General features: G+C 69.5%; 19 protein-coding genes. 7 read left to right on the plus strand and 12 right to left on the minus strand.

What is annotated here, in order from left to right; genetic code table 11:
* Positions 1 to 6 precede the first annotated feature (6 nt).
* The 3 genes from AB0F86_RS19875 to AB0F86_RS19885 are packed head-to-tail and all read right to left on the minus strand — an operon-like array spanning position 7 to position 4,465.
* On the minus strand, positions 7 to 1,605 hold the full coding sequence (locus AB0F86_RS19875) for a carboxyl transferase domain-containing protein (RefSeq protein ID WP_225278339.1): 1,599 nt from the start codon (positions 1,603 to 1,605) through the stop codon (positions 7 to 9).
* On the minus strand, positions 1,602 to 2,753 hold the full coding sequence (locus tag AB0F86_RS19880; RefSeq protein WP_225278338.1) for an acyl-CoA dehydrogenase family protein: 1,152 nt from the start codon (positions 2,751 to 2,753) through the stop codon (positions 1,602 to 1,604). The genes AB0F86_RS19875 and AB0F86_RS19880 overlap by 4 nt, the downstream gene beginning before the upstream one ends.
* Positions 2,750 to 4,465, minus strand: coding sequence for an acyclic terpene utilization AtuA family protein (locus tag AB0F86_RS19885; protein ID WP_356987224.1), 1,716 nt, complete (start codon positions 4,463 to 4,465; stop codon positions 2,750 to 2,752). The genes AB0F86_RS19880 and AB0F86_RS19885 overlap by 4 nt, the downstream gene beginning before the upstream one ends.
* Before the next feature lie 85 nt (positions 4,466 to 4,550).
* Between AB0F86_RS19885 and AB0F86_RS19890 the strand changes: the two genes are divergently transcribed.
* Together AB0F86_RS19890 and AB0F86_RS19895 are read left to right on the plus strand one after the other, a co-directional pair.
* Positions 4,551 to 4,691 (plus strand): hypothetical protein, encoded by a 141-nt coding sequence (locus AB0F86_RS19890; protein ID WP_166655701.1) that lies wholly within the window; start codon positions 4,551 to 4,553, stop codon positions 4,689 to 4,691.
* Between the two features lie 53 nt (positions 4,692 to 4,744).
* A complete protein-coding gene (locus AB0F86_RS19895; RefSeq protein ID WP_356987223.1) occupies positions 4,745 to 5,080 on the plus strand; it encodes a hypothetical protein in 336 nt (111 codons plus the stop codon).
* Here the strand turns inward: AB0F86_RS19895 and AB0F86_RS19900 are convergent.
* The 6 genes from AB0F86_RS19900 to thiO all read right to left on the minus strand — a co-directional run bounded on the left by AB0F86_RS19900 (position 5,066) and on the right by thiO (position 10,064).
* Positions 5,066 to 5,848, minus strand: a complete 783-nt coding sequence (locus AB0F86_RS19900; RefSeq protein WP_356987228.1) for an adenylate/guanylate cyclase domain-containing protein — start codon at positions 5,846 to 5,848, stop codon at positions 5,066 to 5,068. The genes AB0F86_RS19895 and AB0F86_RS19900 overlap by 15 nt on opposite strands.
* Before the next feature lie 390 nt (positions 5,849 to 6,238).
* A complete protein-coding gene (locus AB0F86_RS19905; RefSeq protein ID WP_225278336.1) occupies positions 6,239 to 7,006 on the minus strand; it encodes an ABC transporter permease in 768 nt (255 codons plus the stop codon).
* On the minus strand, positions 7,006 to 7,938 hold the full coding sequence (locus AB0F86_RS19910) for an ATP-binding cassette domain-containing protein (RefSeq protein ID WP_225278335.1): 933 nt from the start codon (positions 7,936 to 7,938) through the stop codon (positions 7,006 to 7,008). The genes AB0F86_RS19905 and AB0F86_RS19910 overlap by 1 nt, the downstream gene beginning before the upstream one ends.
* Positions 7,939 to 8,021: 83 nt before the next feature.
* Positions 8,022 to 8,783, minus strand: a complete 762-nt coding sequence (locus tag AB0F86_RS19915; protein WP_067484468.1) for a thiazole synthase — start codon at positions 8,781 to 8,783, stop codon at positions 8,022 to 8,024.
* Positions 8,776 to 8,985 carry a sulfur carrier protein ThiS gene (gene thiS / locus AB0F86_RS19920; RefSeq protein ID WP_067484462.1) on the minus strand — a complete coding sequence of 70 codons (210 nt, stop codon included), beginning with the start codon at positions 8,983 to 8,985 and terminating at the stop codon, positions 8,776 to 8,778. Before thiS ends, AB0F86_RS19915 begins: the two co-directional genes overlap by 8 nt.
* The gene (gene thiO / locus AB0F86_RS19925) at positions 8,982 to 10,064 is read right to left on the minus strand and encodes a glycine oxidase ThiO (RefSeq protein ID WP_356987220.1); all 1,083 of its coding nucleotides are present in this window, start codon (positions 10,062 to 10,064) and stop codon (positions 8,982 to 8,984) included. Before thiO ends, thiS begins: the two co-directional genes overlap by 4 nt.
* Before the next feature lie 367 nt (positions 10,065 to 10,431).
* On the opposite strand from thiO, the gene thiE reads away from it, so the two are divergent.
* A complete protein-coding gene (gene thiE, locus AB0F86_RS19930; RefSeq protein ID WP_225278332.1) occupies positions 10,432 to 11,130 on the plus strand; it encodes a thiamine phosphate synthase in 699 nt (232 codons plus the stop codon).
* Positions 11,131 to 11,187: 57 nt separating this feature from the next.
* Here thiE and AB0F86_RS19935 read toward each other — a convergent pair whose 3' ends face one another.
* Positions 11,188 to 11,820, minus strand: coding sequence for an NUDIX hydrolase (locus tag AB0F86_RS19935; protein ID WP_225278331.1), 633 nt, complete (start codon positions 11,818 to 11,820; stop codon positions 11,188 to 11,190).
* Positions 11,821 to 11,946: 126 nt separating this feature from the next.
* On the opposite strand from AB0F86_RS19935, the gene AB0F86_RS19940 reads away from it, so the two are divergent.
* The 3 genes from AB0F86_RS19940 to AB0F86_RS19950 all read left to right on the plus strand — a co-directional run bounded on the left by AB0F86_RS19940 (position 11,947) and on the right by AB0F86_RS19950 (position 17,641).
* Positions 11,947 to 13,407 (plus strand): hypothetical protein, encoded by a 1,461-nt coding sequence (locus tag AB0F86_RS19940; protein ID WP_356987218.1) that lies wholly within the window; start codon positions 11,947 to 11,949, stop codon positions 13,405 to 13,407.
* Positions 13,404 to 14,360, plus strand: coding sequence for a glutamate ABC transporter substrate-binding protein (locus AB0F86_RS19945; protein ID WP_356987216.1), 957 nt, complete (start codon positions 13,404 to 13,406; stop codon positions 14,358 to 14,360). The genes AB0F86_RS19940 and AB0F86_RS19945 overlap by 4 nt, the downstream gene beginning before the upstream one ends.
* Before the next feature lie 581 nt (positions 14,361 to 14,941).
* Complete coding sequence (locus AB0F86_RS19950; RefSeq protein WP_356987214.1) at positions 14,942 to 17,641, plus strand: tetratricopeptide repeat protein; 2,700 nt, start codon at positions 14,942 to 14,944, stop codon at positions 17,639 to 17,641.
* 96 nt (positions 17,642 to 17,737) lie between these two features.
* Here AB0F86_RS19950 and AB0F86_RS19955 read toward each other — a convergent pair whose 3' ends face one another.
* Together AB0F86_RS19955 and pta are read right to left on the minus strand one after the other, a co-directional pair.
* Complete coding sequence (locus AB0F86_RS19955; RefSeq protein ID WP_356987212.1) at positions 17,738 to 18,931, minus strand: acetate kinase; 1,194 nt, start codon at positions 18,929 to 18,931, stop codon at positions 17,738 to 17,740.
* Entirely contained in the window at positions 18,928 to 21,006 is a 2,079-nt protein-coding gene (gene pta, locus AB0F86_RS19960; RefSeq protein WP_356987210.1) for a phosphate acetyltransferase, read from the minus strand. The genes AB0F86_RS19955 and pta overlap by 4 nt, the downstream gene beginning before the upstream one ends.
* Positions 21,007 to 21,079: 73 nt before the next feature.
* Between pta and AB0F86_RS19965 the strand changes: the two genes are divergently transcribed.
* A complete protein-coding gene (locus AB0F86_RS19965; RefSeq protein ID WP_181701216.1) occupies positions 21,080 to 21,586 on the plus strand; it encodes a nitroreductase family deazaflavin-dependent oxidoreductase in 507 nt (168 codons plus the stop codon).
* The last annotated feature ends 45 nt before the right edge of the window (positions 21,587 to 21,631 follow it).

Consider the following 21,631-nt stretch of genomic DNA (forward strand, 5'->3'; position numbering starts at 1 on the left):
CGCGCCTCACATTCGGAAGACGCCGAAGCCCTCGGCGCCCTTGATCGGTGCCGTGTGAATGGCCGACAGGGCCATCCCCAGCACGGTGCGGGTGTCACGGGGGTCGATGATGCCGTCGTCGAAGAGCCTGCCCGACAGGAACATCGGCATCGCCTCGGCCTCGATCTGCGCCTCGACCATGGCGGCGATACCGGCCGCGGCCTCCTCGTCGAACGGCAGGCCCTTGGCCTCGGCCGCGCCGCGCTGCACGATGGTGAGCACGCCGCCCAGCTGCGCGCCGCCCATCACGGCCGACTTCGCGCTCGGCCAGGCGAACAGGAAGCGTGGGTTGAACGCGCGACCACACATGCCGTAGTGCCCGGCACCGTAGGAGGCGCCGATCAGCAGTGAGATGTGCGGGACCTTCGAGTTGGCCACCGCGTTGATCATCATCGCGCCGTGCTTGATGATGCCGCCGTGCTCGTAGTCCTTGCCGACCATGTAGCCGGTGGTGTTGTGCAGGAACAGCAGTGGCGTGTTCTTCTTGTTGGCCAACTGGATGAACTGGGTGGCCTTCTGCGATTCCTCGGAGAACAGCACACCGCGCGCGTTGGCCAGGATGCCGATCGGGAAGCCGTTGATCTCGGCCCAACCGGTGACCAGGCTGGAACCGTAGAGGGGCTTGAACTCGTCGAAGTCGGAGCCGTCGACGACGCGGGCGATCACCTCGCGCGGGTCGAACGGGATCTTCAGATCCGAGGGCACGATGCCGAGCAGTTCCTCGGGATCGTAGAGCGGCGAGATCACCTCCGCGCGCGGCTCGGGGCCCTGCTTCTTCCAGTTCAGCCTGCGCACGATGCCGCGGCCGATGCGGATGGCGTCCTGCTCGTCGGCGGCCATGTAGTCGGCCAGACCCGAAGTGCGGGCGTGCATCTCGGCGCCGCCGAGGGTCTCGTCGTCGGAGTCCTCACCGGTGGCCATCTTCACCAGCGGCGGGCCGGCCAGGAAGACCTTCGCGCCCTCCTTGACCATCACCACGTAGTCGGACATGCCGGGGATGTAGGCGCCGCCCGCGGTCGAGTTGCCGAAAACCAGGGAGATGGTGGGGATTCCGGCGGCCGAGGCCTGGGTGAGGTCGCGGAACATCGCGCCGCCCGGGATGAAGACTTCCTTCTGCGTGGGCAGATCGGCGCCGCCGGACTCGACCAGCGAGATCACCGGCAGGCGGTTCTCCTTGACGATGTCGTTGATGCGCAACGTCTTCCGCAGGGTCCACGGGTTGGACGTGCCACCGCGCACCGTGGGATCGGGCGCGACGATCATGCACTCGACGCCCTCCACGATGCCGATACCGGCGATCGTCGACGCACCGACGTGGAAGTCGCTACCCCAGGCCGCGAGCGGGCACAGCTCGAGGAATGGCGAGTCCTCGTCGAGCAGCAGCTCGATGCGCTCGCGGGCGGTGAGCTTGCCGCGCTTGTGATGGCGGGCCACCTTCTCGGGGCCGCCACCGGCGATGGCCTTGGCGAACTCGGCCTCGACCTCGGTGAGCTTGGTCGCCATCGCCTCCGCGGCGGCGGTGTACTCCGGCGACGCGGTGTCGAGGGTGGAACGGAAGGTCGTCACGACTGGTACCCCAATACTTTCGACGCCAGCATGGTCAGGATCTCGTTGGTGCCGCCACCGATGCCGATGATGCGGATGTCGCGGTAGATGCGCTCCACCTCGGACTCGCGCATGTAGCCCATGCCGCCGTGCAACTGGACGGCCTGGTTGGCGACCCATTCCACGGTCTCGACGGCGGTGTTCTTGGCGAAGCAGACCTCGGCGATGAGGCCCTGCTCGCCGTTCTCCACGCGCTCCACCAGCGAGCGGGTGTACACGCGGGCGGTGTCGACGCGGCGGGCCATCTCGGTGAGCGTCATCTGCACCGACTGGCGGCTGATCAGCGGGCGGCCGAAGGTCTCCCGGTTGCGGCACCACTCGAGGGTGAGGTCCAGCGCGCGCTGGGCCATCGAGTACGCCTGCACGGCCAGGCCGACCCGCTCGCTGACGAACGCGCTGGCGATCTGCGCGAAACCGGAGTTCTCGGCGCCCACCAGGTTGGCCGCGGGCACCCGCACATCGGTGAACGACAGCTCACCGGTGTCCGAGGCCAGCCAGCCCATCTTCTCCAGCTTGCGGGTGACCTCGAAGCCCGGCGTGTCGGTGGGCACGATGATCAGCGAGACCCCGGCGGCACCGGGCCCACCGGTGCGCACGGCGGTGACGATGAAGTCGGCGCGGCAGGCCGAGGTGATGAAGGTCTTGGCGCCGTTGATGATGTAGTCGTCGCCGTCGCGCACCGCCGAGGTGGTGAGGTGGCCGACGTCGGAGCCGCCGCCGGGCTCGGTGATGGCCAGCGAGCCGATCAGGTCACCGGCCAGTGTCGGCTTCACCCAGCGGTCGATCTGCTCCTGGTTGCCCGAGGCGATGATGTGCGGCAACGAGATTCCGCAGGTGAACAGCGATGCCCAGGTGCCGCCGGAGGCGCCCGCGTAGTGGAACTCCTCGCCCACGATGACGCCGTCGATGGGCGAACCGCCCTCGCCACCGGCGAATTCGGGGTACTCGATGCCGAGCAGGCCGAGTTCGCCTGCCTTCTTGTGCAGCTCACGCGGCAGGGCGCCTTCACGCTCCCAGGAGTCCAGGTCGGGCAGGATCTCCCGCTCGACGAACCCGCGCACGGTGGCGCGCAGCTCTTTTCGTTCCGGCGTGTCCCATACAGATGTCATGCGAGCAGCTCCGTCGGCATGTCGATGTGGCGGGAGCGCAGCCATTCGCCGAGCCCCTTGGCCTGCGGGTCGAAACGCGCCTGGTAGGCGACGCCCTTGCCGAGCAGGCCGGTGATGATGAAGTTGATCGCGCGCAGGTTGGGCAGTACGTGCCGGGTGACGTCGAGTTCGGCTGTCTCGGGCAACAATTCGCGCAGCTTCTCGACGGTGAGGGTGTGCACGAGCCAGCGCCACTGCTCCTCGGTGCGCACCCAGACGCCGATATTGGCGTCACCACCCTTGTCGCCGCTGCGGGCCAGCGCGATGCTGCCGAGTGGGACACGACGGGTCTCGGTGGGCGGCAGCGGTTCCGGCAGAGCGGGTTCCGGAAGCGGTTCGAGGGCACGAGTTTCCGTCGCAGCAGCGATGTCGACGCGGGTGCCGTCGGCGAGAACCGCGACGTGGGGTACCTCGTGCGCGTCGACATAGCCGGGGGTGAAGACACCGTAGGGCGAACCGTTGCCGGGCAGCGCGGTGAAGGTACAACCCGGGTAACTGGCGAGCGCCAATTCCACAGCGACACTGGAGAACCCGCGACCGACTTTGTTCGGATCCGGGTCGCGCACCACACAGCGGAGGATGGCGCTGGCCTGCTCCTCGGTGTCGGCATCCGGACGGTCCAGACGCGCAAGGGTCCAGTTGATCTCGGCGGGCTTCACCGGCAGCCACGAGTCGAGCTGCCGCTGTGCCAGTTCGGCTTTCGCCTCGATCTCCAGACCGGTGAGGATGAACGCCATCTCGTTGCGGAATCCGCCGAGGGTGTTGAGCGAGACCTTGAGCTGGGGCGGCGGCGCCTCACCGGTGACACCGCTGATGAGAACGCGGTCCGGGCCCTCCTGGCTCAGGGCGATGCTGTCCAGGCGGGTGGTCACATCGGGTCCGGCGTAGCGCGCGCTCTGGATCTCGTACATGAGCTGCGCTTCGACCGTGTCCACGGTGACCGCGCCACCCGTGCCCGCGTGCTTGGTGATGACACTCGACCCGTCGCGACGGATCTCGGCGATCGGGAAACCGGGGCGGCCGAGATCACCGAGTTCGGTGAAGAAGGCGAAGTTGCCGCCGGTGGCCTGCGTGCTGCACTCGATCACGTGGCCGGCCACCACGGCGCCCGCCAGCGCGTCGTAATCGGTTCGGCCCCAACCGAAGTGGGCCGCCGCCGGGCCGACGATCACCGAGGCATCAGTCACCCGGCCGGTGACGACGATGTCGGCACCGGAGTTCAGGCACTCCACGATGCCCCAAGCGCCGAGGTAGGCGTTGGCCGTGAGCGGCTGACCGAGGCCGAGCTCGCCCGCCCGGGCGACGAGGTCGTCGCCTTCGACGTGGGCGATCTTGGCGTCGAGACCGAGGTCGGCGGCGACCTTGCGCAGTCGCTCGGCCAGCCCGGCCGGATTCAGGCCGCCCGCGTTGGTGACGATCTGGACGTTGCGCTCGAGCGCCAGGCCGAGGCACTCCTCGATCTGCTTGACGAAGGTCTTGGCGTAGCCGAGGCTCGGGTCCTTCATCCGGTCGCGGCCGAGGATCAGCATGGTGAGTTCGGCGAGGTAGTCGCCGGTGAGCACGTCGAGGTCACCGCCCTCGAGCATTTCACGCATTGCGCTGAGCCGGTCGCCGTAGAAACCGGAGCAATTACCGATCCGGATGAGGTCCGGGTCAGCGGAGAGTGCACTCATGGCACCCAGGATCACATCGGTCCCGTAAAAAAGCAAGCATGCGTGCTTGTTAACTGCGGGCAATTCACCAGGCAAGATGGAGAACATGTCTGCGGTCCTGCTCTTCGCCCTCGCCGGTTTCCTGCTCGGCGGCGCCTACACCACCTGGAAGAACAATCGCGCGATGTCGATCGCCCTGATCGCCGCGGCCGCCCTCGCCGCCGCAGGCGCTTTCCTCTGGCTCTGACCGCCAAGGGTTTCGCAAGCCCCGGGTAAGGCGCGCACTGTTGGCTTGCACCCATGTTCACCTGGTACGTCGGACTGCTCGCGGTCAGCGGCTTCGCGATGATCGCGATGGCAAACGTCAACAACGGTCAGAGCGAGCTGTCGCGCGGCCTCAACGCCGTGTTCGGCGTCGTCTACCTCGGCTACGGCGGCTATCTGATGTTCGTGTTCGAGGGCGGCAGCTATCTGATCTTCTTCCAGGCCTTCATCCTGCCCGTGCTGCTGGCCGTCGACTTCGCGCGGCGAACGGACTGGCAGGCGCTGACCACCAGGCCGACACCGACTCAGCAGGCGTTCCGGGCCTACTGGAAGGAACAGGATCGGCTGGCCAAGCGGTCAGGCCGGGGTTAGCTTGAAGATCTTCACGTCCTCGGGGACACCGTTGAGGGGGGCCGCCCAGAAGTTGCGGCGGTAGAGCTTGGCGGTGACGCCCAGTTCGGGGAGGGTTTCCGGGCGCAGGGCGGCCATGGTCGTGCTGGAGATCATGGTGTTGCCGTTGCCGCCCGCCTCCATCATGCGGGCGGCGATGTTCACGTCGACGCCGAGCCAGTCGCCACCGATCTCGCGCGGGGAACCGGTGTGCAGACCGACGCGCATGCGCGGTTTGTAGCCCTGTACCTCCACGTCCGCGAGGTTTCGGCGGGCCGCGAGGGCAGCGCGCACCGCGCGGTCGGGTGAGGAGAACACGGCCATCAGGCCGTCGCCCATGCGTTTGACCACCTGGCCGCCGCGCTCGGCGATCGGCGGTTCGATGGCCTTGGCCACCTTGCGCAACAGGTCGAGGGTGCGTTCGTCGCCCGCGGCCAGCGCCCAGCTGGAGAAGCCGACCAGGTCGGTGAACACGATCGTCACCTCCTCGGTGCCCCGGCCACGTCCGACGCGCTCGAGGGCGGCCTGCCACACCTGCAGCGCGCCGAAACCGATCTCGCGTGCCGCCGTCGGCGCGCCACCGGCGATCCGGTCGGCGACCCTGGCCACCGCCCGCGCCCCACCCGGCCCCGACACCGACAGCGGATCGCCGAACGACGGGTCGCCCGGTAGCTGCTGACGGGCCTTGCGCAACGCGCCGATCACATCGGCACGACGGTTGGCGGCCTGCAGTTTCGACGAGATCTGCACGCGACGACGACCGTTGCGGGCACCGGACTCCTCGGAGTCGGCATCGACGGTCGGCTCCAACGGGATGAACACCTCGGCGTCAGCGTCACGCTGTCGCGGATCCGGCGCGCCAGAAGGCGTTTCACTCACGGCCTGAGCCTACAGTCCCTCCACCCCGGAATTTAAGGCCAGACTTGGGTGCGGGGTGAATTGCGTCGGCGGCCAGACGGTGTCGGGGGTGGAGGTAGTCCGTGCCCGGTGAGTTACCCATGTGCTTGCGAGATATGTGGGGATACGCGAAACCCCCGGCGTCCGGGCAGCGGACGCCGGGGGTTTCCGGGTACGACCTCCCGACAAGGTCGGCCCCACGCGGCCCGGGCTTGTTGCGAGGGCAGCCCGGGCAGGACCAGGTCAGGCGTCGCGGCGGTTCACTACCACCAGGGCGCCGGCGAAGACGATGACGCAGAACGCGGCGAAGTACGCCAGGCTGCCCCATACTCCCCAGTGCCAGTCGCCCGAGACTTCCTCGACCGACAGGAAGCGGTTCACGTTGGCGAAGGGCAGGAACGGGTTGACCGCGCGGCCGAAGCTGCCGAACGCGCCGAGCAGGCTCTCGATGAGCAGCGGCCACAGCACGATGAGCGAGATGGCGGCCGCGGACTGGCGAACCAGCACACCCACACCGACCGCGAGCAGCACGCTCAGGAAGGCGTAGATCGGGATGCCGTAGATGGCGCGCCAGTTGCCGTCGAGCACCAGCATCGGGGCATCGTCACCGACGATCGCCTTGGCAACCACGAAGGCTGCCAGCGCGAGCACGCCGGTCAGCACCGCCGCGTACACACCGACCAGGCCGGCCTTGGACACGATCACCTTCGACCGGTTGGGCACCGCGAGGAAGCTCGTCCGGATCACTCCGAAGCGGTATTCGCTGGTCACCGTGAGCGCGGCCATGATCATCAGCACCATCACGCCGAAGCCCGTCACGCCCGACGTCGCCAGACTCGGGGTGAGCATCGGCGGCCCCTCGCCCGGCTCGGTCGCCTGGGAGGTGTCGACACTGGTGATGACGGCCATCAGGGCCGCGAGGCCGATGCCGAGGAGCACCACCACCGCCGAGCACCACCACGGCGAACGGGTGGAGGTGAGTTTGATTCGTTCCGCAGCGAGCACGCCCATCAGAGCGCACCTCCCATCACCTGATCGATTCCCCCGCCGTGGTATTCCACGGCGCCGCCGGTCATCCGCATGAACGCCTCCTCGAGGGAGGCCTGCTGCGGTGCCAGCTCGTAGAGCGTGACGCTGTTGGTTCCCGCGACCTTGCCGACCTCGTCGCTGGTCACCCCGGTGACGACCAGCGCGGCGTCGCCGTCTTCGCGCACGGTCATGCCGTGCGAGGTGAGCAGGCTGCGCAGCTGGTCGAGCTGCGGGCTCCGCACGCGCACCGACTGTTCGGACGCGCGGTCGATGAAGTCCTTGGTTGTGGTGTCGGCGATGAGTTTGCCGCGACCGATGACGATCAGATGGTCGGCGGTCTGCGCCATCTCCGAAAGCAGGTGGCTCGAGACCAGCACCGTGCGGCCCTCGGCGGCGAGACGCTGCATGAACCGGCGGATCCACAGGATGCCCTCGGGGTCGAGACCGTTGACCGGCTCGTCGAACAGCAGCACCTTCGGATCACCCAGCAACGCGCCGGCAAGGCCGAGCCGCTGTGACATGCCGAGCGAGAAGCCGCCGGCGTTCTTACCCGCCACCTCGGACAGGCCGACCAGCCGCAGCACCTCCTCGACCCGGTCCTTGGGCAGGTCGTTGGACGCGGCGAGCCATTGCAGATGCGCGCGCGCCGACCGGTTGGGATGCACCCATTTGGCGTCGAGCAGCGCACCCACCTGGGTGAGTGGCCGCTCGAGCTCCTGGTACAGCTTGCCGCCGATCAACGCGGTGCCCGCGGTGGGTTTGTCCAACCCGAGGATCATCCGCATCGTCGTCGATTTACCCGCACCGTTGGGTCCCAGGAACCCGGTCACCTGTCCAGGCTGGACGGTGAACGAGAGATCCTGGACCGCGACGGTCTGGCCGAATTTCTTGGTCAGGCCCCTCAGCTCGATCATGCGTCCAGCATGCCCCAGCAAACCCGGCGCGCGCGTCGCCTGGAAGTCGCGAGTCGGGTCATCCTCGAGGATGACCCGAACCCTTAGCGGGCTGGGGAAGAAGCCTGAGCCCAGAAACGCTTCGGGATACGGCCCGCCTGCCGGGCGAGGTAGCCGCCGCGCACGGCCGCGGCCATCGCCGACGCCATCAGCTCGGGTTCGCGGGCCCGGGTGACGGCGGTGGCGAGCAGCACGGCCGAGCAGCCGAGTTCCATAGCGAGCGCGGCATCGCTGGCCGTGCCGATGCCCGCGTCGAGAATCACCGGCACGCCCGCGCCCGCCACGATCATCTCGATGTTGTGCGGGTTGCCGATGCCGAGACCGGTGCCGATCGGTGAGCCGAGCGGCATCACGGCGGCGCAACCGGCGTCTTCGAGACGGCGGGCCAGGGTGGGGTCGTCGGTGGTGTAGGGCAGCACGACGAAACCGTCGTCGACCAGCTTCTCGGCGGCGTCGAGCAGTTCGAACGGGTCCGGTAGCAGCGTGCGCTCGTCGGCGACGACCTCGAGCTTCACCCAGTTCGTCTCCAGCGCCTCGCGCGCGAGCTGGGCGGTGAGCACGGCCTCCGCGGCGGTGCGGCAGCCCGCCGTGTTCGGCAGCAGGGTGATGTCCAAGCGTTTCAGCAGGTCGAGCACGCCGGTGCCGCCGACCGCGTCGACGCGGCGCATGGCGACCGTGGTGAGTTCGGTGCCCGAGGCGATCAGGGCCTGCTCGAGCACTGCGAGGTTCTCGGCGCCGCCGGTGCCCATGATGAGCCGCGAACCGAACTCCTTGTCCGCGATCCGCAATGGTGCGAGGTCAGCCACCCTGCACCGCCGTGAGCACCTCGATGGTCCAGCCGCGGCCGACCGGTTCGTCCCAGCGCGACTTCGGGAACACCGCGCCGTCGACCGCCAATGCCACACCCTGACAGGGCAATTCGAGCCGGGTGAGCAGTTCGCGGACGCTGAGCGGCTCGGCGAACTCGTGGTCGGCACCGTTGACGGTGACGCCGATCGGGATGGTCATCGGGTTCCTCCTCGAGACAGCACGGATGCTGGAAAACGTTGCGGTGCGGCCAGTTCGGCGACCGGCGTGGTGACACCGTCGAGCAGACCGGGGACCAGGGCCGCGGTGAGCGCGAGGGTGAGCATGCCGTTGCGGCCGTGTCCGGTGGCCGCGAGTACCCGGTCGTCGAGTGGGCCGAGCAGCGGCAGGTTGTCGGGGGTGGCGGGGCGGGAACCGGCGGCGGCCTCGGCGAGCTCGTATTCGCCGATGCCGGGCAGGATGGCTTCGGCGTCGGCGATCAGGTCGCGGACCCCGCCGACGGTGACCGTCGTGTCGAGCCCGGCCTCGTATTGTGTTGCGCCGAGGACGATTCCGTCCACCCTTGGCACCAGGTAGACCGGCCTGCCGTGCACTCGCGCACGGATCACCCGGGTCGGCGGTGGGCTCACACCCGGCCTGCGGCGCAACCGCAGGATCTCCCCCTTCACCGGGCGCACCGGCAGGCCGGGCCACAGCTCGGCGGATCGTGCACCCGCCGCGAGGACGATCCGGTCGTGCGGTAGATCCTCCAGTGCGGCAACGGCTTCCGCGCGGATCTCGATGCCCGAAGCGGCACAGGCAGCGTGCAGTGCGCGCAGGACGCGGCGATTGTCGACGGCCGGTTCCGTCCTGGCGTGCAGACCCGCGCGGACGGTGCGGGCCAGCGCCGGTTCCAGCGCGCGGACTCCGGCGCGGTCGAGGACAGGAAGATCGTGACCGAAACCGGCGAGCCAATCGGCGACGGTGTGCAGGTCCTGGGCGTCGGCGGCGTCGAGGGCGACGGTGAGGGTTTCGTCGGCGACGAAGACGGACTCGCCGGTGATCGCGCGCAGCTGCTCGGCGAAGGACGGCCAGGCGGCCAGGGCAGCGGCGCCGAACTCCAGCACGCGGTCTTCACCGGGCCAGCCCTCCGACAGCGGTGCGAGCATGCCGCCCGCGACGAAGGACGCACCGGTTCCGGGGGCCGGGTCGAACACAGTGACGGTCCAGCCCGCCTCGGCGGCCCGCCATGCGACGGCGAGTCCGACGGCACCGCCGCCGACAACCGCCAGTGTCCGCATCACCGATCCTCCGTCACTCTTGCGGCTGGCGCCGCAGGTCCCCGACTTGTCGCCGGGGCGTACGCGGCTTATGCCGCAGGTCCCGACCTGTTGCCGGGGCGTACGCGGCTTGTGCCGCAGGTCCCGGACATGTCGCCGGGGCATACGGCTTATGCCGCAGGTTTCTGACCTGCTGCGGGTATCCGCGGCAGGCGCCGCCCGTCGCACCCTCCGGTCGGTCCGGATCACGGCGGCCGCGAAACCAGCCGACCGCTGGTCGAACATCGATCGGGTTCGGCGGTCGGCTCGGCGGGGTCGCCGCGAGTCCGCCGACTTTTCCGGGTTTCGACGTTCGCGGTTCCACGGTAGCGCGACTACCGTCGTCACTGTGCAGCCCTCCCATCCGAACCGTTCCGTCCCGCCGAGGGAACGCCTCTCCTCGGCCCTGCTGTATCTGTGCACCGACGCGCGCCGGGAGAAGGGCGATCTGGCCAGATTCGTCGATGCCGCGCTGGCCGGTGGTGTCGACATCGTGCAGTTGCGTGACAAAGGGTCGCCGGGCGAGGCCGAGTTCGGGCCGCTCGAGGCGAAGGCCGAACTCGGTGCGCTCGCCGAGATCAAGGCGGCCACCCGGCGGCACGGCGCGCTGCTCGCGGTGAACGACCGGGCCGATATCGCCCTCGCCGCCGGCGCCGACGTGCTCCACCTGGGCCAAGGTGATCTCCCGCCCGCCTACGCGCGCCGCATCCTCGGCCCCGATGTGGTGATCGGCCGGTCCACCCACAACCGCAACCAGGCCGGTCTGGCCGCGATCGACGGCCACCTCGACTACTTCTGCACCGGCCCCATCTGGACCACCCCCACCAAACCGGGCCGCCAAGCCGCGGGCGTAGACCTGATCCGCACCACCGCCGACTCCCACCCGACGCTCCCCTGGTTCGCGATCGGCGGCGTCGACACCGAGCGCCTCCCGGAGGTCCTCGAAGCCGGAGCCCGGCGCGTGGTCGTCGTCCGCGCGATCACCGAGGCCGCCGACCCCGAAGCCGCCGCCCACGAACTCAAATCGGCCCTCCTCGCCGCCTCCTGAACCTGGACGCTTGATCGCTATTGCCCGCCGAAGGGAATTGGCGGGCATCGGTGAGGTTCAGGACAGGAGGTCGGCTCGGGTGACGGTGGGGCCGGTGGTCGGGTTGTCGAGGAGGATTTCGGCGCCGGGGCCGGTGACCGTGGTGTGCAGCCAGTAGAAGCCGTGGCCGGACAGGTCGACGGTGCGGGGTAGGGCGGGGGCCAGGTCGGGGGTGACATCGACGACGCGCAGGGGGACGGCGCGCAGGCCGACCCAGGCGGCGGCGAAACCGGGGTGCAGGGGCAGGGCGGTGACGTCGTCTTCGGGGACCCAGGCCAGTTCGGTGCTCTCCTGGTTGGGGACCGTCGGCAGCGTGCTCGCCGCGTCGGCGACGACAGTCGTGTAGGTCCAGCCGCTGGGTGCGGTCATGGTGAGGCGTTCGGCGCGCACGCGCACGGCGTCGGCGCTGATCCCGGCCTCTTCCTCGGCTTCGCGGACCGCCGCGTGCCGGGCGGTCTCGTGGGAATCGCGGGCCCCACCGGGCAGCGCCCACGTGCCGCCCTGATGACTCCACGCGGCCCGATGCTGCAACAGCACCGCCGACCCACCACCGGGCAGCGGCGCGCGCAGCAGCAGGCCCGCCGCACCGAACTTGCCCCAGTGCCGGACACCACCCGGGCTGTCCGCCCACCCGTCTCCGTCACCGCGCATCCAATACCCTCTCCCTAGCAGCCGTGCAGCAACCGCCACGGGGGTGTCTGAGGGGCTGCGGCACCGGTACGACCACAATAAACTCCGCACCAGGACGGGTGCGCGGACAGGACGGGGAGGTGAGCGATGGTCGAACCGGGAAACCGCGAGGCGGCGACCGAGGTCGCGGCTGTCCGTACCGGCCCGTCACCGCAGGTGGAAGCGGGTGCCGACCCGCGAGCCGCGACTCGGCGGATGCCCTTGCGCAGACCGGTCCTCGTCGCCGATCGACCGCCCGCACCCGATGTGAAAGCCCTGCGCGCGCAGTTCCAGCCCGCCCGCTTGCGAGGGTTCGCGCGGTCGACGCCGGGCCGATTGCTCGCCGCCGGACTGGTGCTGATGCTGCTCTGCGTAGCCGCGGGCATGGTGACTTCGACGACCGTGAGCGAGCGCAAGCAAGCTTTGGGCGTCCTGCTCGACGACACTGAACCCGACGCGCATTCGGCCAACCACCTCTACACCTCGCTCTCGATCGCCGACGCTGCCGCCGGCCGCGCCTTCATCGCGGGCGGTGTCGAACCCGAGGAGGTGCGCGACCGCTATACCCAGGCCATCGGTGAAGCGGCCGCCGAGCTGGTCACCCAGGCCGGTCACATCTCCGCCGAGGAGGCGGCCGACCCCGCTGGCACCGACCGGCGCCTGCGCACGGGCATCGCGACCGGCCTGCCCGTGTATACCGGGCTGATCGAGACCGCGCGGGCCAACAACCGCAACGGCTTCCCGGTGGGCGCGGCGTATCTGAGCGAGGCCTCGCACCAGATGCAGACCATGCTGCTGCCGATGGCCGAGGAACTCGAAGACCACCGCTTCGACGCGGTGACCGCCGCCCAGCACCGGCACGTGCAGCCGCCGTGGGTCGCGATCGGGCTGCTCGTGCTCACGCTCGCCGCGCTCGTCTACGTGCAGGTGGAGCTGGCGCGCCGGTCGCGGCGGGTTTTCAATATGGGCCTGTTGATCGGTACCGCGATGGTGGCGCTCACTCTGCTGTGGACGGTCGCCGGCGGGTCGGTGTCGGCGGTGGCGATGATCCGCTGCCGCGACGAGGGCGCGGTGCCCGCCGCGCGGCTGGCCGAGAGCCGGATCCTGGTGCAGCAGGCCAGGGCCGCCGAAATGGTGAAGCTGGTGCGCCGCGACGCCACCGGCGACTACGACCGCACCTTCGACGCCAATGCCGCCCGGCTCGCCGAACTCCTCGACGGTTACCCGTCCGGCGCACCGGCCGCCGACGAGGTGACCGACGCGCGCGCCGCGCTGACCCGCTGGCAGTCGGCGCATCAGCGGATGAACGACACCCTCCAGCGTGGTGACTTCGTCGGCGCCGCCGCCGTGGCGACCGGCCCGAGCGCCGCCGATTCGGCCGCCCAGGTCGACGCGCTGGAACGCGCCCTCGACGACGCGCGGACAGCCACGCGGGATCGGTTGCGGGACAAGGTGTCCCAGGCCACCGATGTGCTCTCTTTCCTGGCTCCCGGCGCCCTGGTGCTCGGCATCGCCGCCGCCGTCTGCGTGGCGCTCGGGCTCTGGCCCCGGCTGCGGGAGTACCGGTGAGGCGGGGGCGCGCCGTCGCGGCGCTGCTGCTGGTCGCGCTGCTCGGCGGCTGTTCCGACAACAGCACACCGGCACCCGACGAAAACACGGTGTATTCCGAACCGCCCCTGCCCGCCAAGGCGATTCCCATCGGCACCGACACCCCGCTGCCGCCGCGCACCGGCGAGCAGTGCGGCGATCCGACCGCGAGCCTGCGTCCGAGCACCGCCGACGGGCCGACGATCGCGGCCATCCGCGCGCGCGGCAGGCTGGTCGTCGGGCTGGACGCGGGCAGCAATCTGTTCAGCTTCCGCGACCCGGTGACCGGGCGCATCGTCGGCTTCGACGCCGATATCGCCCGCGAGATCGCCCGCGACCTGCTCGGCAATCCGGACCTGATCGAATACCGCAGTCTCGCTTCGGAAGAGCGGGAAAAGGCGCTGCAGGAGCGCACCGTCGACCTGGTGGCCAAGACGATGACGATCACCTGCGAACGACGCGAACGGGTGGCGTTCTCGACGGTGTACCTGCGCGCCGATCAGCGGGTGCTCGCGATGAAGAACTCCGGGATCCGTGGTCTCGCGGACCTGGCGGGCAAGCGGGTGTGCGTGGTGCGCGGAACCACCTCGCTGGACCACATCCGCCGCGATCAGCCCGCCGCGACCATCCTCACGGTCCCGACCTGGGCGGACTGCCTCGTCGTCCTGCAGCAACGCCAGGTCGACGCGGTGAGTACCGACGACGCCATCCTCGCCGGTCTCGCCGCCCAGGACCCCTACACCGAGGTGGTCGGTGCCAGCATCAGCGCCGAGCCCTACGGCATCGGTATCCCCAAGGGCGACGACGACCTGGTCCGCTTCGTCAACGCCACCCTCGACCGCATCCGCACCGACGGCACCTGGACCCGCATCCACCGCCGCTGGCTGTCCACGCTCGGCGAAGCGACACCACCCGCCCCGAAGTACCAGGACTGATCGCGATGAGTACAACGCCACCGAAAGGCGCACCGGGCCACGGCGACCCGGACGATCAGTCACACGCCGACGACGCGGCGCCCGAACTCGCCCCACGCCCCGAACCCACCAGCCTCACCCAACGCCCGAAACCCGGCACGCTCCCCGGCGGCTGGACTCTGCCACCCTCCGCTGAGGACGACGAAACCAAACCCCTCCCGAAACTCCCCCTCGGACAACCCCGTCCGAGCCCCACCGGCACGACCCCACGTCCGCACGCAGCCGCACCCCAGGCGAGTCCGAACATGGCAGCCGACCCGCTTCGCGAGACGCCGGGAGCTGTTGTCGCACAGCCCGCTTCAACGCGTGCGGGTTCCAAAGCAACGCCACCCCACCGGCCTACCCCGGAATCGGCAGCGACCGAGTTGAGTCATCGGCCTGTCGAGCGGGAGCCGTCCGAAACTCAGGCCGCCCCTGGGCTCGCGGAGCCGGAATGGCCGGCCACGCAGGCAAGTACACGCCGCGAGCCCACATCGAACAGCCCCGCCGAGCGCCCGACGGTCGACGAACCTCCCGGGACTCAGGCGTCGACAAGGGCGCCCATGGACGACCTTTCGGATACGCAGGCCGCACAGCGAACGGACCAGTTCAGCGCCGCCGAGCTGGGAGCCTATGCGGCCACCCAGGCGGCGGCACGCACTCCTTTTCCCACGGAGTCTGCGGCGGCTGGGCAGGCTGCGGAACGCGCTGCCGAGCCCGGGGCTGCACCGGCCGGGCCAGGGACTGCGGCGGCAACGCGGGCGGCCGAACGCACTGCCCCGCCTGCCGAGTCCGGGGCTGCGGCCGCCACCCAGGCAGCCGAACGTACTACACCGCCTGCCGGGTCAGGGTCTGCGGCGGCAACGCGGGCGGCCGAACGTGCTGTCCCGCCTGCCGACTCCGGGGCTGCGGCGGCCACCCAGGCAGCCGAACGCACTGCCCCGCCTGCCGGCTCCGGGGCTGCGGCGGCTACGCAAGCGGCAGAACGTAAGTCGGGGGCTGCGGCTGCCACTCAGGCGGCAGCGCGTACTGCCGCGCCTGCGGAAACGGGGGCTGCGGCTGCCACTCAGGCGGCAGAGCGTGCTGCTGTGCCTGCGGAAACGGAGTCCGGGGCGACGGTGCGGTCGGGGCGGAGTGTGCGGACGGCGCGGTCGCGGCCGACGCGGCGGTTGGGGGCCGGGCTGGTGCCGATTCCGACCGTGACGCCCGCTGATCCACGGGATGCGGTGCTCACCGATCCGGTGGTGTCGGAGGGGCGGCGGTTCTGCTGGCGGTGCGGGGATCCGGTCGGCCGGTCGACGCCCGCACGGGCCGCATCGAGCAGTGGTGAGTGCCAGACCTGTGGTGCCGCTTATGATTTCCGGCCGTCTCTGCACGAGGGCGACATGGTGGCCGGGCAGTACGAGATCCAGGGTTGTCTCGCGCACGGCGGGCTCGGCTGGATCTACCTGGCGATCGACCGCAATGTCAGCGACCGGTGGGTGGTGCTCAAGGGCTTGCTGCACGCGGGCGATGCCGAAGCGCAGGCCGTGGCGGTGGCCGAACGGCAGTTCCTGGCCGAGGTGGCGCATCCGAGCATCGTCAAGATCCACAACTTCGTCGAGCACACTGCCGGTGACGGGTCGAGTATCGGCTACATCGTCATGGAGTACGTGGGCGGAAAGTCGTTGCGCGACATCCTCGATGCCCGCCCGCACGGTGAACGGATGCCGGTGGCCGAGGCCATCGCCTATGTGCTCGAGGTATTGCCCGCGCTCGAACACCTGCATTCGATCGGGCTCACCTACAACGACCTCAAGCCCGACAATGTGATGGTCACCGAGGACCAGGTGAAACTGATCGACCTCGGCGCCGTGGCCACCATCGATGCCTACGGAAACCTCTACGGCACCAAGGGTTTCCAAGCGCCCGAGATCGCCAGGACCGGACCCACCCCCGCCTCCGACGTGTACACGGTCGGCCGTACGCTCGCCGCCCTCACCCTGCACCTGCCGAGCGAGCACGGCCGCTACCTAGATGGCTTGCCCGACCCTGCCGCCGAACCCGTGCTCGCCCGCTACGAGTTCTTCCACCGTTTCCTGCTCACCGCGACCGATCGCGATCCGAACCGGCGCTTCCCTTCGGCGCGGGCAATGTCGGCGCAGCTGGCCGGGGTTTTGCGCGAGATCCTCGCCCAGGACACCGACACCGAACATCCCCAGCTGTCCACAGTGTTCAGTCCACAGCGCACCAGTTTCGGCACCGAGGAGCTCATCAGCCAGACCGATGCCTATCTCGACGGCGTGGGCCGCTCACCGCTGATGGACTCGGGCGAAGTGGTCGCGGCGCTGCCGATTCCGCTGATCGACCCCGCCGACCCGGCCGCTCCCCTGCTGGCCGCCACCGCCAATCCCGAACCCGAGCGCGTCCTGGAGGCCCTGCACGACGCCCGCGAACGGGCCGAGGCCGACCCCGACAACGCACCGGAAACCCTCGCCGGTGAACTCCTCTTCGCCGAGGCCCGCGCGCGGCTCGAGCTCGGCGAATCGGCTGCCGTGCTGCATTTGCTCGAGCGGGTGCCGAACGATTCCGATTGGCGTGCGGACTGGTTCGCCGGTCAGGCGCATCTGCTGGAACTCGACTACGAGGCGGCGTTCGATTCGTTCGAGGCGGTCCTTCGCGTGCTCCCCGGCGAGATCGCCCCCAAGCTGGCACTGGCCGCGACGGCGGAACTCATTCTGCAGCACTGGGATTCCCCGGAACCCGAGCAGTGGCGAGCCTTCGCGGAACGCTATTACGACACCGTATGGCGCACCGATCGCGCCGTGGTGAGCGCCGCCTTCGGCCTGGCCAGGCAGTTGGCCGTGGCGGGCCGGGTCGGTGAAGCTGTGCACGCCCTCGACGACGTTCCGGCCGCGTCCCGCCACTTCACCACCGCCCAGACGACGGCAATCCTGTTGCTGCTCACAAGCGCTCCCGTCGCCGACCTGGACGAGCAGGTGCTGCGCCTGGCCGCTTCCCGCGCCCAGTCCGTCCCGCCCGGTGAACACCGCGCCACCCTCATGCGCACCCTGGTGCAGGGCACGGCCCTGGCGTGGCTGCAGGCAGGCAATTCACCGAAACGCAAGGACGCCAAGCTCTTCGGTCGTCCCTTCGACGAACGCGACCTGCGCGATGGCACCGAAACCGGCCTGCGCGCCCTGGCCCGCAATGCCGCCGACCGCACCCACCGCTACGCGCTGATCGACCTGGCCAACTCGCTACGCGCCAAAACCTGGTTCTGAGACATCGGCGTACAGGGACTCGACGCTCCATCGGTGCGCCCCCGGCCGGTCCAGATCAAGGCGGCCGAGAAACCGAGCCCTGTGGGTGCCAGTCCCTCAGCTTGTGAGCTGGTGGGCGGCCCGGGCGATGGCGAGTTCCTCGTTGGTGGGGACCACCAGAACCTCGACCGGGGAGAATTCCGGCGAGATGCGGCGGACTCCTGGCGTCCGGTTTTCGTTGCGTCCCGGATCGACCTCGATACCCAGGCCCGTCAGCCCGGCGAGCGCGTCCGCGCGCACGTTCGCTGCGTTCTCGCCGACACCTGCGGTGAAGACGACGACATCCACCGAGCCGAGCTCCACCAGGTACGCGCCCAGGTAGCGGCGCAGGCGGTGAATGTAGACGTCATAGGCCAGTTTCGCTGCGGCATCTCCCTTGTCGACCAGCTCGCCCAGCTCCCGGAAATCGTTGACCCCCGACAACCCCTTGAGCCCGGAATCGCGGTTGAGCAGGTGCTCCACCTGCGCGAGATCCAGATCGGCCACGCGCACCAGGTGCGGCACGATGCCGGGATCGAGGTCGCCGGGCCGCGTACCCATCACCAGGCCCTCGAGCGGGGTCATACCCATGGTCGTGTCCACCGCGACGCCGCACCGGATGGCCGACGCGGACGCACCGTTGCCCAGGTGGAAGACGATCTGGTTCAGCTCGGTGTAGTCACGTCCGAGGAACTCGGCGGCCTTCTCCGACACGTACTGATGCGAGGTGCCGTGAAATCCGTACTTGCGAATACCGTGCGCGGCAGCGACTTTCGCGTCGATAGCGTAGGTCTTGGCGGCATCGGGCAGCCCGTGGAAGAAGGCGGTGTCGAACACGGCGACCTGCGGGATGCCGGGCAGCAACTCCCGTGTCGACTCGATGCCGACGGCATTGGCCGGGTTGTGCAGCGGCGCGAGCTCGGACAGGTCGCGGATGGTGGTGAGCACGTCGTCGGTGACGATCGTCGGCTCCCAGAACACCTCGCCGCCGTGCACCACCCGGTGCCCGACCGCCCCGACGCCGACGGTGGTCAGGTCGATACCCGTCTCCCGGAACATCTCGAAGGCCTGCCGCAGCCCGTCACGATGATCGGCGATCGGCCCGTCGTGCACCAGTTTTCGCCCACCGCACTCGTGCACGATGCGCCCACCGTGCGCCTCACCGATCTTCTCGGCCAGCCCGGAGGCGACCACCTCACCCGAATCCGCGTGCAGCAGCTGGTATTTGATCGACGACGACCCGGAGTTCAGCACCAGGACCAGGTCACTCACTTCGCGTCTCCCTGCGCTTGGATGGCGGTGATCGCCACGGTATTGACGATGTCGGCCACCAGGGCGCCGCGTGACAGATCGTTGACCGGCTTGCGCAGGCCCTGCAACACCGGCCCGATGGCGACGGCACCGGCGCTGCGCTGCACCGCCTTATAGGTGTTGTTGCCGGTATTGAGGTCGGGGAAGACGAAAACCGTTGCCTTGCCCGCGACATCGGAGTCGGGCATCTTCGCGCTCGCGACGGCGGGCTCGATCGCCGCGTCGTACTGGATGGGCCCCTCGACCGGCAGCTCCGGGGCGCGCTCACGCACGAATTCGGTTGCGGCACGGACCTTGTCGACGTCGGCACCGGTCCCCGACGCACCCGTCGAGTACGACAGCATCGCCACCCGTGGCTCGATCCCGAACCGGGCCGCCGTCGCCGCCGAGGACACCGCGATGTCGGCCAGCTGCTCGGAGGTGGGGTCGGGCACGACGGCGCAGTCGCCGTAGGCGAGCACCCGGTCGGCCAGACACATCAGGAACACGCTCGACACCGTGGAGACGCCCGGGGTGGTCTTGATGATCTCGAACGAGGGCCGGATGGTGTGCGCCGTGGTGTGCGCGGCGCCGGAGACCATGCCGTCGGCGATGCCCTTGTAGACCATCATGGTGCCGAAATACGAGATGTCGGCCATGGTTTCGCGGGCCCGCTCCAGCGTCATGCCCTTGTGCTTGCGCAATTCGGTGTACTCGGCGGCGAATTCGTCGAGGTAACCGGAGGTGCGCGGGTCGAGTACCTGGGCGGCGGCGATGTCGACGCCGAGTTCGGCGGCGCGGGAACGCACGGCGGCCTCGTCGCCGAGGATCGTCAGGTCGGCGATCTTGCGCTGCAGCACCCGACCCGCGGCGCGCAGGATGCGGTCGTCGTCGCCTTCGGGCAGCACGATGCGTTTGCGGTCGGAGCGGGCACGCTCGATCAGGCGGTACTCGAACATCTGCGGGGTGACCACCGTCGAGGACGGCACCTGGATGCGTTCGAGCAGGGCCGACGCGTCGACACGCTGTTCCATCAGCGCGAGCGCGGTGTCGACCTTGAGCGGGCTGCCCGCCCACATGCGGCCACGGGTGCGGTGCACCGCGCTGGCGGTGTCGTAGGTACCGAGTTCGGTGGTGAGGATAGGCAGCTTGGGCTGCAGACCCTCCATCAGCCGTGCGATGGCCGGATGCGGGCGGATGCCGCCGTTCATGATGACCCCGGCCAGCGACGGAAAGCCCGCCGCCTCATGGGCATTCATCACACCGAGCAGCACGTCGGAGCGGTCGCCGGGGGCGATCACCACCACGCCGTCGGAGAGCCGTTCGAGGATGTGCTCGGCCGTCATGCCGCCGACCATGATGCGCAGCGCCTCGCGCTGCAGTAACTCCGGTTCGCCGCTGTAGATTTCGCCGTCGATGGCCTCGCACAGCTCGCCCATGGTGGGCGCCATCAGCAGCGGCACTTCCGGCAGGCCCCAGGACGGCACGTCGAAATCGGCCAGGGCGGCGCAGATTTCGTCCATCCCGTCGGGAGCGCAACGGTTGGCGATCACCGCGACCAGTTGCGCGTGCTCGCCGGCGAGTTCGCTCTCACAGAGTTCGACGAGCTGTTTCACCTCGGCGGGCGTGCGTTCGGCACCGCGCACCACGAGCAGCACCGGGGCGCCGAGGTTCACGGCGATGCGGGCGTTGTAGCGCAGCTCGCTCGGGCTGGCCACATCGGTGTAGTCGCTGCCGACGATCACCACCGCGTCGCAGGCCTTGGCCACATCGTGGAACCGCATCACGATCTCGCTGATGGCGGCGTCGGGATCACGGTGCACGTCCTCGTAGCTCACGCCGACGGCCTGCTCGTAACTGATGTCGGCGGTGCTGTGCTCGAGCAGCAACTCGAGGATGTAGTCGGGTGCGGTGGCCGAGCGGGTGATCGGCCGGAACACGCCGACCCGCGCTGTCGTGGCGCACAACATCTGCAGGACACCGAGGGCGACCGTTGACTTTCCGGTGTCGCCCTCGGGCGAGGCGATGTACACGGTGGACGGCGCTGGTTCGACCATGCCCGCGAGCTTAGTTAATCGACGGCGATCCGGGGGTTCGGTGTGGCGCGATCCTCGCGGTTATAGTCCGGCCATGACACCGCAGTTCCCGGAGCGACTCTGGGGTTCACGCACGAATCTGCTGTCGCGCGCCGCCAACCGTTTCGCCGCGACCAAGCCCGGTTCCCTGCTGATCCGCACCCTGACCCCGCTCGACCGGGCCGTGCTCGAACGCACCGACGCCAAGTACACCGTGCTCGGCCCGATCGGCGCCCCCGTGATCCTGCTGACCACCATCGGCCGCAAATCCGGACAGCCACGCACCCAGCCGCTGCTCTACGTCCACGACGGCGACACCCTCTACGTGGTGGGCTCCAACTTCGGCCAGGCCAAGCACCCCGCCTGGACCGTCAACCTCCTCGCGAACCCAGAAGCCACCGTCGCCATCGCAGGCGAACGCATCCAGGTGACCGCCACCCTCGTCCCCGACGCGGACAAAGAGGCGATCTTCGCCCGCTTCGTCGAGATCACCGGCGCCTACGCCGCCTACCGCGACCGCACCACCCGCGACCTGCGCATCTTCGCCCTCCGCCGCGCCTGACCCGGACGCACGATCACCACGCTCCGGTGGCGGCATCGGCCGAGA

It is taken from the genome of Nocardia sp. NPDC023733, from assembly GCF_040639775.1.
GTDB lineage: Bacteria > Actinomycetota > Actinomycetes > Mycobacteriales > Mycobacteriaceae > Nocardia > Nocardia rosealba.